This is a genomic window from Frankia sp. Cppng1_Ct_nod (assembly GCF_920656135.1).
GTDB lineage: Bacteria > Actinomycetota > Actinomycetes > Frankiales > Frankiaceae > Protofrankia > Protofrankia meridionalis.
The window spans coordinates 1-13,068 of record NZ_CAKKTK010000010.1 but is presented as its reverse complement, the minus strand read 5'-3'; the positions used below and the strand labels follow the sequence as shown (position 1 = coordinate 13,068).

Annotated in this window: 14 protein-coding genes and 1 pseudogene; 4 read left to right on the top strand and 11 right to left on the bottom strand. The window is 68.3% G+C overall.

From position 1 onward, the window contains the following. Positions 1–156 precede the first annotated feature (156 nt). Complete coding sequence (locus NBW77_RS05095) at positions 157–777, top strand: TetR/AcrR family transcriptional regulator (protein WP_250279350.1); 621 nt, start codon at positions 157–159, stop codon at positions 775–777. A 41-nt stretch (positions 778–818) separates the two neighbouring features. Here the strand turns inward: NBW77_RS05095 and NBW77_RS05090 are convergent, their stop codons facing one another. Continuing rightward, complete coding sequence (locus NBW77_RS05090) at positions 819–1,655, bottom strand: serine hydrolase domain-containing protein (RefSeq protein ID WP_131748387.1); 837 nt, start codon at positions 1,653–1,655, stop codon at positions 819–821. A gap of 97 nt (positions 1,656–1,752) precedes the next feature. Between NBW77_RS05090 and NBW77_RS05085 the strand changes: the two genes are divergently transcribed. Continuing rightward, entirely contained in the window at positions 1,753–2,964 is a 1,212-nt protein-coding gene (locus NBW77_RS05085) for an NAD(P)/FAD-dependent oxidoreductase (RefSeq protein WP_131748504.1), read from the top strand. A gap of 78 nt (positions 2,965–3,042) precedes the next feature. Here the strand turns inward: NBW77_RS05085 and mdh are convergent, their stop codons facing one another. From mdh to NBW77_RS05070, 3 genes are all read right to left on the bottom strand, one after another. Continuing rightward, positions 3,043–3,975 (bottom strand): malate dehydrogenase, encoded by a 933-nt coding sequence (gene mdh, locus NBW77_RS05080; protein ID WP_131748389.1) that lies wholly within the window; start codon positions 3,973–3,975, stop codon positions 3,043–3,045. A 34-nt stretch (positions 3,976–4,009) separates the two neighbouring features. After that, complete coding sequence (locus NBW77_RS05075; protein WP_131748391.1) at positions 4,010–4,171, bottom strand: isocitrate/isopropylmalate family dehydrogenase; 162 nt, start codon at positions 4,169–4,171, stop codon at positions 4,010–4,012. Between the two features lie 167 nt (positions 4,172–4,338). Continuing rightward, the gene (locus NBW77_RS05070) at positions 4,339–4,713 is read right to left on the bottom strand and encodes a DUF3017 domain-containing protein (protein ID WP_242606063.1); all 375 of its coding nucleotides are present in this window, start codon (positions 4,711–4,713) and stop codon (positions 4,339–4,341) included. 501 nt (positions 4,714–5,214) lie between these two features. On the opposite strand from NBW77_RS05070, the gene NBW77_RS05065 reads away from it, so the two are divergent. Then, positions 5,215–5,523 (top strand): hypothetical protein, encoded by a 309-nt coding sequence (locus NBW77_RS05065; protein WP_131748393.1) that lies wholly within the window; start codon positions 5,215–5,217, stop codon positions 5,521–5,523. A 210-nt stretch (positions 5,524–5,733) separates the two neighbouring features. On the opposite strand, the gene purH is transcribed toward NBW77_RS05065, so the two are convergent. The 3 genes from purH to NBW77_RS05050 form a co-directional block, all read right to left on the bottom strand. Beyond that, positions 5,734–7,446, bottom strand: coding sequence for a bifunctional phosphoribosylaminoimidazolecarboxamide formyltransferase/IMP cyclohydrolase (purH, locus tag NBW77_RS05060; protein WP_131748395.1), 1,713 nt, complete (start codon positions 7,444–7,446; stop codon positions 5,734–5,736). Next, a complete protein-coding gene (gene purN / locus NBW77_RS05055; RefSeq protein ID WP_250279349.1) occupies positions 7,443–8,018 on the bottom strand; it encodes a phosphoribosylglycinamide formyltransferase in 576 nt (191 codons plus the stop codon). The genes purH and purN overlap by 4 nt, the downstream gene beginning before the upstream one ends. 115 nt (positions 8,019–8,133) lie before the next feature. Further along, positions 8,134–8,763, bottom strand: coding sequence for a helix-turn-helix domain-containing protein (locus NBW77_RS05050; RefSeq protein WP_242606064.1), 630 nt, complete (start codon positions 8,761–8,763; stop codon positions 8,134–8,136). Positions 8,764–8,985: 222 nt separating this feature from the next. Here NBW77_RS05050 and NBW77_RS05045 point away from each other — a divergent pair, with 222 nt between their 5' ends. After that, entirely contained in the window at positions 8,986–9,432 is a 447-nt protein-coding gene (locus NBW77_RS05045; protein WP_131748397.1) for a DUF4190 domain-containing protein, read from the top strand. Here NBW77_RS05045 and NBW77_RS05040 read toward each other — a convergent pair. The 4 genes and pseudogenes from NBW77_RS05040 to NBW77_RS05025 all read right to left on the bottom strand — a co-directional run. Continuing rightward, positions 9,330–10,838, bottom strand: coding sequence for a cell division protein PerM (locus NBW77_RS05040; protein ID WP_250279348.1), 1,509 nt, complete (start codon positions 10,836–10,838; stop codon positions 9,330–9,332). The two genes, NBW77_RS05045 and NBW77_RS05040, sit on opposite strands and share 103 nt — an antisense overlap. 130 nt (positions 10,839–10,968) lie before the next feature. Next, positions 10,969–11,634, bottom strand: coding sequence for a hypothetical protein (locus tag NBW77_RS05035; RefSeq protein ID WP_131748401.1), 666 nt, complete (start codon positions 11,632–11,634; stop codon positions 10,969–10,971). A 185-nt stretch (positions 11,635–11,819) separates the two neighbouring features. Continuing rightward, on the bottom strand, positions 11,820–12,695 hold the full coding sequence (gene sucD, locus NBW77_RS05030; RefSeq protein WP_131748402.1) for a succinate--CoA ligase subunit alpha: 876 nt from the start codon (positions 12,693–12,695) through the stop codon (positions 11,820–11,822). Between the two features lie 24 nt (positions 12,696–12,719). Beyond that, positions 12,720–13,068: pseudogene (locus NBW77_RS05025) on the bottom strand (ADP-forming succinate--CoA ligase subunit beta); the annotation flags it as partial.

The following is a 13,068-nucleotide window of genomic DNA, read 5'->3' as shown; positions in this document are numbered from 1 at the left end:
ATTCACAGTGGACGGGCGAAAGGTGGGTGTCAAGGTATCACTGCTATCTAAAGTGGACGAATGGAGGCCGACGCCGCCGGACGGGTACCGTCGGGCCATCATGAGCGGGTGGAGGCGCCACCCTCGAAACCCCAGTCCCGACGCAGCTCGGCAACCGTGCGCTCGCTGGTTCTACGGGCCGCTCGGGATCTCTTCGACGAGCGTGGCTACGAACAGGTCAGCACCCGGGAGATCGCCGGCCGTGCAGGCGTGACCCAGGCCCTGGTCTTCCGGCACTTCACCACCAAGGCGAACCTGTTCGTCGAAGCCGCTTACCGGCCCTTCTACGACTTCATCGCCGACTACGTACGGCACTGGTCCGAGCGTGGCCACGGCATCGGCAGTCCCGAGCAGGACACCCTGGACTTCGTCGGGGGTCTCTACACCTTGCTGCTGAACAACCACAAACTGCTCCTGACGTTGCCTGGTGGCCCGAGCAGCGGTTCGAACGAACTGCGCGTACGCGCCCATGCGTTTCTCCAGGAGGCCCTCGACGACCTCGAACGGGAGATCAAAACGGAACTGGCCGTCCAAGGCACCCAGATCGCCGACGTCGCGCTGGCCGTCAGGTTCACCGTGTCGCTCGTCTACGGGGCGACCGTGTTGGACGAGGTCCTGTATCCCGCCGGCCGGCAGCGCCCGAGCAGGCAACACGTCATCGAGGAGATGGCCGGGTTCGTCCTGCGCGGTGCCCGCTACGCCGGATCCGATGCCCGACCGGCCGAGCCGCAGGCCTGACAGCCGTCCGTCACAAATCCACGGTCGTCCTGACGGTCGCGCTAGGCGGCTCGGACACGAAGACCCGCCACCACGTCGTCGGACAATCTCGGCCAGGCATCCGCAGCCCAGGCACCGAACTCGCGGTCGGTCAGGCCCACACAGGCGGCACCCACCGCAGGATCAACCCATAGAAACGTACCGCTTCGCCCGAAATGCCCGAAAGTTGCAGGAGAGTTGGCCGTCCCCGTCCAGTGCGGCTGCTTCCCGCCACGGATCTCAAAACCGAGTCCCCAGTCGTTCGGGTCCTGCACCCCGAATCCGGGCAGGATGCCGGCAGCACCGGGAAACGCCACCGACGTCGCAGCCGCGAAGGTCGACGGGGCGAGCAGCCGCGGGGCCAGCAGCTCACCGGCAAAGCAGGTCAGGTCGGACAACGTCGAGGACACCGCATGGGCCGGCGAACCCCGCAGTTCGGACCCGGTCATTCCCAACGGGCCGAACACGGCCTCGGCGAGGTAGTCGCCGAATGCGATCCCGGACGCCTTCTCCACCGTCTCACCGAGAACGTCGAAACCGGTGTTGGAGTACACCCGGCGCGCCCCGGGCCTGGTCAGTATCCGGGTGCTGGAGAAGCCCAGACCCGAGGTGTGGGCAAGCAGGTGGGCAACGGTCGAACCCGGCGGACCGGCTGGATCGTCGAGGCCGAAGACCCCCTCCTCCACTGCGATCAGGACCGCATAGGCGGACAGCAGCTTCGACACCGACGCCAACCCGAACGACCGGTCCGCGGCACCGACCGAACCCCGCGCCTCCACGCTGCCGGAGACGTCGCGGACCAGTACGGCCACGGCTGCGTGCTCGACTGGCCAGGTATCGACCTGGGTGAGGGCATCCACCTACCGAACTGTACGAACCCGCCCGGCCGAGCGTGCGTTCGACCCACTGGGAGACTGGGCGGATGTGGGAACACCGACACCTCCCGACACCGTGACCATGTCCGTCATGCCCGCCCCGCCGACCTCGGCCGGACCGACCGAGGTCGTGGACCTGCTCATCGTCGGAGCCGGACCGGCGGGCTGCGCCGCCGCGCTGCGCGCCCTGCAACTTCGCCCGGACGCCTCGGTCGTGCTCCTGGACGCCGCCGACTTCCCCCGCGACAAGGCGTGCGGCGACGGCATCGCCCCGCACGGCCTGGACGTCCTGCGTGCCCTTGGCGTACCGGACGCGGTCGCCGGATACGCGCCAGTGGACCGGATGCGGCTCCGCACCCCCGGCGGCGCGGAGGTGGCCACCCCCTGCCCGCGGGCGAACCATGTGGTCCCCCGCAAGGTCTTCGACGCACGGCTGGTCGCTGCCGCCCGCGCGCGAGGGGCCCTGCTGCTCCGGGCGCGGGTCAGGTCCGTGCTGGGAGGCGGCCACCCGGGCGAGGCGGTGGTCGTCAACGGGGACCTGCGAGCGCGGGTGGTGGTCGGTGCGGACGGGGCGAACTCGACCACACGGCGGGCTCTCGGCATCGGGCCGAACCCGCCGGGGGCACTCGCGATCGCCGTCCGTGGGTACGCCGACGCACCGCGCGCCGACCGCCCACCGGAACAGCTCATCGACATGACCGACGAGGGCTGGCCGGCCTACGCGTGGTCGTTCCCGATCGGGGACGGCCGGGCCAACATCGGCTACGGGATGCTCCGGTCGAAGCTGACCGCACTGTACGGCGGCGCGGGCGGGCGGACCGTGCTGCACGCCACCCTCGCCCGGATGCTGCCGGACCAGCCCGCGCATCCGGGGACGCTGCGCGCCCACCACCTGCCCCTGTCCACCTGGCGGCCCCGCCAGCCGGATGGTCCGGTCCTGCTCGCCGGTGACGCCGCATCGTTGATCAACCCGCTGACCGGGGAGGGCATCTACTACGCCCTGCTGTCCGGCTCGCTGGCCGGCGAGGCCGCGGTCACCGCCCTGCCCGCACGGGCGGGCGCGGCCTACCGGGACGCCCTCGAACGGGAACTCGGCCGGCATCTGCGGCACACCGCACTGTTGGCGGGGCTTGCGGGCCGCCGCCGAACCCTCATGGACTCAGCCGTCCGCGCGGCCCGCCACAGGACCGAGTTGTACGACAACCTGCTGGAGATCGGCCTGGGACGCGGGACGATCCCCACCGGGTCACTGGCCCGCCTCGCCGCGCGCAGGCTGGTCGCCGGCCGGCGGTAGAAACCCGCCGGCCCGGCCCTTTTTCTGGTCCTGCTGAATTTCCTGGTCCTGCTGGAGGTGTTGCAGCAAGAAGTGTTGCTACAGACTCGCCACGTCGGCCTGCTTGGCCCGGACAGCCTGGGCCGCGGTGGCGAGCGCCGCCTTCTCGTCGGCGGACAGGTCGATCTCGACGACCTTCTGCACGCCCTCGCGGCCGATCTGCGCGGGCACACCGAGATAGACACCGGAGATACCGAACTCACCGTTCACCCAGGCGCATACCGGCATCACCACGCCGGAGTCCTCCGCCACCGCCTTCACCATGCGGGCGGCGGCGGCGGACGGCGCATAGTACGCCGACCCGGTCTTGAGCAGCGCGACCACCTCGGCACCACCGTTACGGGTCCGCGTGACCAGTTCCTCGATCTTGTTGGCGGGCAGCAGCTCCGCAAGCGGTTTGCCGTCCACCGTGCACTGCGAGGGCACCGGAACCATGGTGTCGCCGTGTGAGCCCAGAGTCAGGGTCTTCACCGACTTCACCGGCACGTCCAGCTCCACCGCGACGAAGTTGGTGAAGCGGGCGGTGTCGAGCATCCCGGCCTGGCCGATGACCCGGTTACGCGGAAAACCAAGCACGTTCGCGGCGAGTGCGGTCATCTCGTCCAGTGGATTGGAAACCACGACGACGACGGCATCGGGCGAGGACTTGGCGATGTTCTCCGAAACCTGCCGGACAATCTTCGCGTTGACCTCGATGAGGTCCATCCTGCTCATGCCGGGCTTACGGGGCAGACCGGCGGTGATGACCACGACATCCGAACCCTCGGTGTCGCCGTAGTCATTCGTCCCGATCACTGTGGTCTCAAAATTCTCGACCGGACGCGACTGATTCAGGTCGAGGGCGATACCCTGTGGTTTACCCTCGACGATGTCGGTCAGAACGACAGTATCGAAAATGTCGTACTCGGCGAGGCGCTGTGCGGTTGTGGAACCGTAGAAACCGGCTCCGACAACAGTCACTTTCCCGGCCATCGGCTGTCAGCTCCTCAACTTCTCGATAATGGCGTCAGCGAATTCCTTCGTCGACGTCCACGCCGGCTTCCTGCACGTCCCGGTCGAAACCGGAACCGACGGTTGCGACGGCCGCCTCGAGCACCCGGCGGGGCGCCTCGGTGAGCTCAGGTCCAGTACCGTCACCGGGGATCAGGGTAACGCGATGCGTCGCCATATGCGCTGTTCACCCCGCTCGTCGGAACACGATGTCTGGATATCGGGAGGCTACCGCGACCGTCTCGTAGGTGAGTGGCCGTCGACCCGGTACGTGTGATCAGGCACTCAGCACACACAGCAGTACCGCCCTCACCCACCAGCCATTCCGGCCCGGACGGACGGGGCCTAAGAGCCCGGAGCCGGTACCGCCAACGTCACCGCGATGATCGAAATGCCGAGAACGGCGAGTGCGGTGACATCGAACACCCTGCCACGCACGGCGAGAAGCCCGACGCGCGAGGTCGGCAGGAGGAGCCGGAGGACAGCGCCGACGAACAGAGCCGCCCCGAGCCCGAGCAGACCCCGACGCCAGTGGCTCTGGGACACGACCACGACAGCGACCAGAACCGCGCCAAGCACCGCCGTGAAGACCGGTTCCCGCGCCCACCATGATTGTCTTCTGGTCGAGGATCGGCGATGTGGGCTCACGGCTGCATGGCGGACCTCCGCCCGGTCCGCCGTCGGATGCTCGGCATCCTCCCACCCGTTCACCCCGGCCACGCACGCAGTCTAGGCCGAAAATCGCAGAGATCCACAATGATCGTCGTCCAGGCCGAGGGCCGTCCCTTTCTCACGGCGCCCGCGCAGCGGCCCGGATGCCAGGCCCTGTCCGGCCCTGTCCGGCCCTGTCCGGCCCTGTCCGGCCCTGTCCGGCCCGCGAGCGTTGGTCCAACCGGTTGTCGCGGCACACGTCTGGTAGGTCACGGGCGCTGAGGCTGCGGCTGCCACCGGAACGAAAACCCGCACGACCCCCTGAATCGATCTTCCACAGAACACGCGACAGGCCCGAAAAGCCCTCCTGACCAGGTGCGACGCCATCGGGAAGGATTTGGTTGTCAGGCGCGGAAACGGCCCGCTCGCACCGTACAAACCCCACGAGATGGCCTCAACGCCGCGATCACCTCACCAGGTTCACAACCGTGCGGACCCCCCCGAGTGCATGCGTCGTGTGCGACTGCGGCAGAATTCCGCCGCAGTCCTCGGAGTGGGAGGGAGTAGGCCGTGGCAGACGAAACGCCACACAGCAAGAAGCTGCAGGAATTGATGTTCCGGGCTTGGGAGACCTTCGGAGATGCCCGACATCTGGACAGTGACGACCGGGTGTTCGTCCAGGCTCTCGCACGGCAGACGGCGGACAGGATCTCGGTCCTGTACGGCGCGAGTTGGCGTGAGGCTCTGGACTGGGTCGCTCAACGTTACGTGCCCAACGGTGATACGCCCGGGGGTACCGTCCCCGCGGCGGCATCGAACGGCACCACCGCAAGCGCGCGGCGCGGCGCGGCAGCGGCGGAGTCCACCTCCATCTCGTGAAGTGCTGGTGCCGTCCGGCAACGGCCAGACCGTCCGGACGGCACCGACGAACAGAAACATCCCGATCCAGTTACGCCGATTACCGTGGTGTGGGCGGGTTTCGGAGGATTCGGGCGCCGTTTTCGGTGAGCGACCTACGGGCTCCCGACGTGAACGACGGGTTTCGAACAGGCCCCCACCCGGGCAATACGGCCGGTACGGGAAATACTGTCAGTGCGCGAAATGCCGGACGCCGGTGAAGTAGAGCGTGATACCCGCCTCCCGCGCGGCGGCGACAACCTGCTCGTCACGTACGGATCCACCCGGTTCGACGACCGCCCGGACACCCGCGTCAAGGAGTATCTGAAGCCCGTCCGGGAAGGGGAAGAAGGCGTCGCTGGCGGCTACGGCTCCCTTCACCCGGTCACCCCCGCGCGTCACCGCCAGCATCGCGGCGTCCACCCGGTTCACCTGCCCCATGCCGACGCCCACCGTCGCGCCGTCCACGGCGATCAGAATCGCGTTCGACTTGACCGAACGGGCGGCTTTCCAGGCGAAGGCAAGGTCGGCGAGGGTCGTCTCGTCGGCCGGCGCACCGGCTTCCAGCGTCCAGCCCGACGGGTCGTCACCGGCCGCGTCCAACGCGTCCCGGGACTGCAACAGCAGGCCGCCGGAGATCTGACGCATCTCCACACCCTGCGGATTCGGCGGCAGCGGGCATTCCAGCAGCCGGATCGAGGGCTTGCGCGACAGAACCTCCGCAGCACCGTCGGAGTAGCCGGGTGCCACCACGACCTCGGTGAAGATCTCCGCGATCTGCTCGGCCAGGGCGACGCTGACGAACCGGTTCGTCGCGATGACCCCGCCGAAGGCCGACACGGGATCGCAGGCGTGAGCTTTGCGGTGTGCCTCGGCGATATCACCGCCGACCGCCAGCCCACAGGGGTTCGCATGCTTGACAATGGCCACGCACGGTTCGTCGAAGTCACCCACGGCACGGCGGGCGGCCTCCGCGTCCGTGAAGTTGTTGAAGGACATCGGTTTGCCGTGCACCTGCCGGGCGCTGGCAAGCCCCTGGCCGCCCTCCTCCGCGACGTAGAGCGCGGCCCGCTGGTGGGGGTTCTCGCCGTAACGCAGAACCTCCGCCCGCTGCCACACCGCCGCGACCGTGTCCGGCCACCCCGACTCACGGGCGATCTCGTCAGGCGCCGCGACGCTCGCGAACCACGAGGCGACCGCCGCGTCGTACGCGGCGGTGTGCGCGAATGCGCGCGCGGCAAGCCGACGGCGCTGTACAAGGTCGAAACCGCCGGCCCGAATCGCGCTGACCAGCGTCGGGTAGTCAGCCGGCGAGACGACAACAGCCACGGTCGGATGGTTCTTCGCGGCGGCGCGGATCATCGCCGGACCGCCGATGTCGATCTGCTCGACGGCTTCGTCCTCAGACGCGCCACCCGCCACCGTCTCGCGGAAGGGATAAAGATTCGACACGACCAGATCGAACGGTTCGATATCGAGTTCCGCAAGCGCCTCGGCATGCTCGACGTTACGCAGGTCGGCGAGCAGACCGGCGTGAACACGTGGATGCAGCGTCTTCACCCGACCGCCGAGAACCTCGGGGAAACCGGTCAGGGTACTGATCGGAGTGACCGCAAGGCCGTGCCGGGCGAGCACCTGCGCGGTCGATCCGGTCGAGACGACCTCCACCCCGGCGTCGGCGAACACGGCCGCGAGCTCGTCGAGGCCGACCTTGTCGTAGACGCTGACCAACGCCCGCCGGATGGGACGCCGACCCGTCGCGACCAGCTCACCGCTGCCGAGCGTGCCCGGGCCGGTGTTCGGCTCGGTGTTCGGCTCGCTGTTCGGGCCGGTGTTCGGCTCGGTGCGCGACCCCGCGACCGGCGCACCGGCCGAGGACGTCTGCGGGACCTCTGCGGACGTCATGTGTCCTCCTCCGACCGGACGATCCGGCCGATCGTCTCCACGTACAGGACGCGCTCGATCTCCTGGATGCGCGTACGCAGAGTTTCCTCCGTGTCGGACGCTTCCACCGCGACCACTGCCTGCGCAAGGATCGGCCCGGTGTCGACACCCTCGTCGACCCAGTGGACCGTTACCCCACTGACCTTCACACCGTGCGCAAGCGCGTCAGGGATGGCATGCGCGCCGGGGAACGCCGGCAGCAACGACGGGTGGGTGTTCACCGTACGGAAGCGCCCGACGACCTGCTTTCCCAGGATCTTCATGTATCCGGCGAGGACCAGCAGGTCCGGGCTGTGAACGGCGACCGCCGCCGCGGTGGCCTCGTTGAAGGCATCACGGTCCGGGGTGTCCTCAAGACGAACGGTGAACGATGGGATGCCGGCTGCCAGCGCCCGTTGCTGGGCACCGGTGCCCAGCCGGTCCGTCCCGACCGCTACGACACGTGCACCGAAGGACGGGTCTTCGCAGGCGTCCAACACAGCCTGCAAGGTGGTGCCCACCCCGGAGGCGAGAACAACCAGGCGTGCGGGCACGTGACCCCCCGGTACGACAGATAGGCGGCAACTCGCCGTCGGACGATGACCGTTCCGACTGTACTTACGTCGGGCGGTCCGCGCGCATCCACTTTGCCCATGGTGAAGCTCCTGCTCAGGCCCGGAACCTCGCGCCGACCGGCCGCGTGGCCAGCGCGACCGAGAGCCGCCGCATCGCCAACTCCATATCCCGCTGCGGATCGTCCCGGCGAAGATCATAATCTCCGCTGCCGTCGCCCTCAGCGTCCATGTCCATGTCCATGTCGTCATCGCCGCATACCGCACACCCGCAGGGGACATCACGCACGGTCGTGGCCGTGTCGCCACCGTTCACGAGTCGCCCCGGCTCGGCCGCGCGCCCGGGTATCCGGTCGCCCGTGTCCGAAACATCGTCGCGGCCCGTGTCAAGACGGCCGAAATCCTCCCCGTCCAACAGGTCACCGGGGCGGCACAGGTACAGCTCGGCGAGCCGCTGCAACGTCCGGGTCGATGGCGCCCGACCGCCCGCGGCGGGCCAGACCTCCCAGTACGAGAAGGACTTCCCGGTCTTGGCTCCGTCCGCGGACCAGCGCACGTTCCAGCGCCGAGCCGCCTCCTCCTGCGTCCAGCCGTGGGCGAGCCGGAAGGCGACCCGCGCGTTCAGCCGGTATCGGCGCTGCCATTCCAGGGCGATACGTCGGTAGGACCAGCCCAGCGCCCGCAGGCGACCCGACTCCGCCCGCAGCCCCGCGAAGCTGACAACCATGACGACCTCCCCGTAGTCGATTCAACGATCAGACGTTAGCGGGCAGGTCGGACATTTCTGACCTAAAGATCTTGAACTCTGGGACTTCCTCGGCCTTCCTCAATCGGATACTGCACATATACGCGTCAGACGCGGGCTCCTTCTCCCCATCCGCCGATATCCTGATCACTCCCGGCCGGCCGGTTGCGCCACCGGAGGCCCCGAAGAACCCGGAGGGACACCATGGCGACACCAGGGAACCCGCCCCGGGGCACCGTCCCCGACAGGGGTCGGAACATCAACAGCAGCACGCCGGACACTCCGCGTAACGGCTTCGGGCGGACGGCCCTCGCCCTCGGCCTGCTGGGTGTTGCCACATGCTGGATCGGCATCGGCGGTCTGGCTGGAATCGCCGCAGTGCTCTTCGGCATTCTGGGCCGTTCCCGGGCCCGCAGGATGCAGGCCACCAACGGCGGTCTCGCGACAACCGGGCTTGTGCTGGGCGTGCTGTCGGTGCTCATCACCCTGCTGCTCATCGGCAGCACCTGGACCTTCTACGAGCGATACCGCGATGACATGCACCAGTCTCACGACTGCCGCAAGGACCCCAGCCAGGATCCAAGCACCTGCCAGATACGTTTCGAGGATTCGGTCACAGGTTCGGGCGGCTCCGGAGGTCGGGCGTCATAGCCACGGGCCCGATGCCCGGCCGTTCGACGGCCACGAGCCGCCAGCCCCGTCGCCACCATCGCGACCAGCCCCACCTCCACCGTTGCGGCAAGGCCGACCCGAAGTCCCGACGGGCCGAACGACGCCAACTCGCCGGAACCGAGCGACCCGCCGGATGCCGCGGCGATCATCGCCATGACCGTTCCACACAACAGCGACGCCGGTCCCACCCGCAGCAGACATATCCGGGCGGGCCGCTCCTGCACGTCCCGCCGGACCAGACGCGCCATGACCCAGCCGGCTGTGACCGGCGCCAGCGCGAACGCGAGCCAGAGCGGCGCCGGTATCCCGTCCGTCGGCAGCCCGGCGAACATCGGCAGCCCTGGCAGGTCCGCGACGTGCACATCGGACGGCCGGACGACGCCGTGCACACCCGTAGCGAAGCCGGGTCCCAAGGTAAAAGCAGCCGCCCACACGATCACGTTGGGTAGTACGACCAGCTGGACGAGGAACAGACCGAATCCACCGACAGGAGCAGTCGTGAGTCGGTCGGCACCCTCGGCGATCTCCGGAATATGCGTCGCGAGAACCACTGCTGTGACCAGGGACCCCGCCGCGATGAGAACGGCGGTACCAGCGGCTGCCGCGGCGAGCGTCGTCCGCACCGCCGTGGGCACCATCTCGGTCAGGTCCCGCCACCATTCGTCGCGGGTGGCCACGAGGACGCCGGCCCAGGCACCGATCAGGCTCACCACGCTCGTGCCCAACATCGCGGACGGAATCGACGGACGGGCCGCGGGATCATCCGTCATGACAGCTACCAGCATGGCGACGACCACATAGGGGACGACCACCATGGCCACGTCCCGCCCGGCGCGTGCGCCAGGCCATCCAGCGGTACCACGGCCGCCATCCGGCCTGTGGCGTCTCGTACCGCCACGGGTCCGCGCGGACAGGTGCTCGGCCTGGCGCCGGCCCACCTGGGCGGGCCGTCCGAGACGACGCCGGGCACCGGTCATGCTGCTGCGCCACACGCGACGTTCTCGATGTGGTGAATGCGTGGACGCGAGCCGGTGACCCGTCAGTGCGGTCAGCGCGATCGGGATGAGTGCCATCCCGAACGGCACCATGGCGAGCTCCCCTTGAGGTGTGCCGAAACCTGTGCCATGGGCCATCAGCCACAGATCGGCGCCCACCCTCAGGGCCGTGGAGGCGCCGCCGTCCACCTGCCCGTCCGATATCCAGACCAGGAGAACGACGATCTCAGCGAGGGCAATGCCCGCGATCGGCGGAGTGACCGCCGTCAGCAGGTCCCCACGGGCTACTCGGACGCCGGTGAGTGCCTCCCCGATGACCGGCCGGAGCGACGCGATGCGGGACCGGACACCCCTCGCTCTCGATCGGGAGCGCAGGACGGAATCGGCCATTGTCCGACGCTCGCACGCAACGGCCGCAATCCCAGGTCCAACACGCCGGGATACGGTTCCCGGGTCGAAAAACAAAAACCTCCGGAAGCGGTGGGCACCGCTACCGATCGCTCACGATTGTGTCCGGGGTCTACTGGCCGGGCTGCCCCTGCTGGCCGTATCCGCCCTGCGGCGGCTGACCGTACTGCCCCTGCTGGCCGTATCCGCCCTGCGGCGGCTGCTGACCGTACTGCGGCGGCTGGCCGTATCCGCCCTGCGGCTGCTGACCGTACTGCGGCTGCTGGCCGTATCCGCCCTGCGGCGGCTGACCATAGGAGTCGGGCTGGGTTCCAGGAGCAGCCGAGCGCGGCAGCCGACTCCGGATGCCCCGTCCCGGCAGGTTGTATCCGCCGGCCATGGCCGCGAGAACCGCGAACACCGTGATGACGAGCGACGCGACGAAGCCGAGCCACAGACCCGCGGCACGGTCAAGGCCGTGAATGCCGATGGCCACCTTGAGCAGGATCAGGAGCGTTCCGAGCCCCGCGATCGCCGCGATGATCAGGACCCAGTCGGCGCCCACTGCCGGAAGCTGGACTCGGGCGAAGACCCGTACCGCCACCAGGGCAGCCGCCAGCAATCCGAGTTCGACGCCACCGTAGGCGAAGAAACCGACGCCCCACGCGTTCTGTCCCGTGCTGGCCGCTCCATAGGAGATCGAGAACCAGTCGAAGAGAGATACGACAAAAAGAACAACACCGGCAGCCAGAACGCCGAGATCGTTGTTCGATATGTCGCGGCCTGCGACACGTGCCACGAGGTGACCCCACTTCACACGATCAGTGATGACCAGACGGTCCCATCCCCACCACGGTAGCCGTTTCACGGCACAAGGTCATGATCATGCAATGGCGGACGCTTCGACCGCGCCGGTGGGCACACGCAAACCGGGTGTGGCCCGCCGCCCCAGCGGCGGGCCACACCCGGTTACGAACGGTCAGATCAGAAGGAGCGCATGATGTCAGCCATGAGACGGGCGGTCTCCGAGGGGGTCTTGCCGACCCGCACACCCGCCTTCTCAAGGGCTTCCTTCTTGGCCAGCGCCGTCCCGGAAGAGCCCGACACGATCGCCCCGGCATGCCCCATCGTCTTGCCTTCAGGCGCGGTGAAACCTGCTACATAACCGACGACCGGCTTGGTGATGTGCGCCTCGATGTAGGCGGCAGCACGCTCCTCGGCGTCACCACCGATCTCGCCGATCATCACGATCGCATCGGTGTCGTCGTCCGCCTGGAAGGCGTCCAGAGCATCGATGTGGGTGGTGCCGATGACAGGGTCACCACCGATACCGACACCGGTGGAAAAACCGAAGTCACGCAGCTCGTACATCATCTGGTAGGTCAGCGTGCCACTCTTGCTGACCAGCCCGATGCGGCCGGGCGGAGTGATGTCGGCCGGGATGATGCCCGCGTTCGACTTGCCCGGGCTGATGATGCCCGGACAGTTCGGCCCGATGATCCGGGTCGTGTTGCCCTTGGACTTCGCATACGCCCAGAAGTCGGTGGTGTCGTGCACCGGCACGCCCTCGGTGATGACCACGACGAGCGGGATGCCGGCGTCGATCGCCTCGATCACGGCGGCCTTGGTCCCCGCCGGCGGGACGTACACCACGGAGACGTCCGCACCGGTCTGCTCGATCGTCTCGGCCACGGTCGCGAAGACCGGGACGCCCTCGACCTCGGTGCCCGCCTTCTTGGGGTTCGTACCGCCGACGATCGTCGAGCCCGCACGCAGCATCCGGGCGGTGTGCTTGCGACCCTCCGAACCGGTGATGCCCTGAACCAGGATCTTGGACGTCTCGTCCAGCCAGATTGCCATTGTCGGAAGCCTCTTCCCGTCCGCTCAGGCCGCGGCCGCGGCGAGCTGGGCGGCGAGCTTCGCCGCACCGTCCATGGTGTCCACCGGCCTGACCACGTCGAGGTTCGCCTCGGTGAGGATGCGCCGGCCCTCGTCCGCGTTGTTGCCGTCCAGTCTCACGACCAGCGGCGTGGTGACATCGCCAACGATCTTGACGGCCTGAACGATACCGTTCGCGACCGCGTCGCAGGCGGTGATCCCGCCGAAGATGTTCACGAACACGCTCTTGACCGCGGGGTCGGAAAGAATGATCGACAGGCCATCCGCCATCACCTGCGCGGACGCGCCGCCGCCGATGTCGAGGAAGTTGGCGGGCCGCTGGCCGCCGAACTCC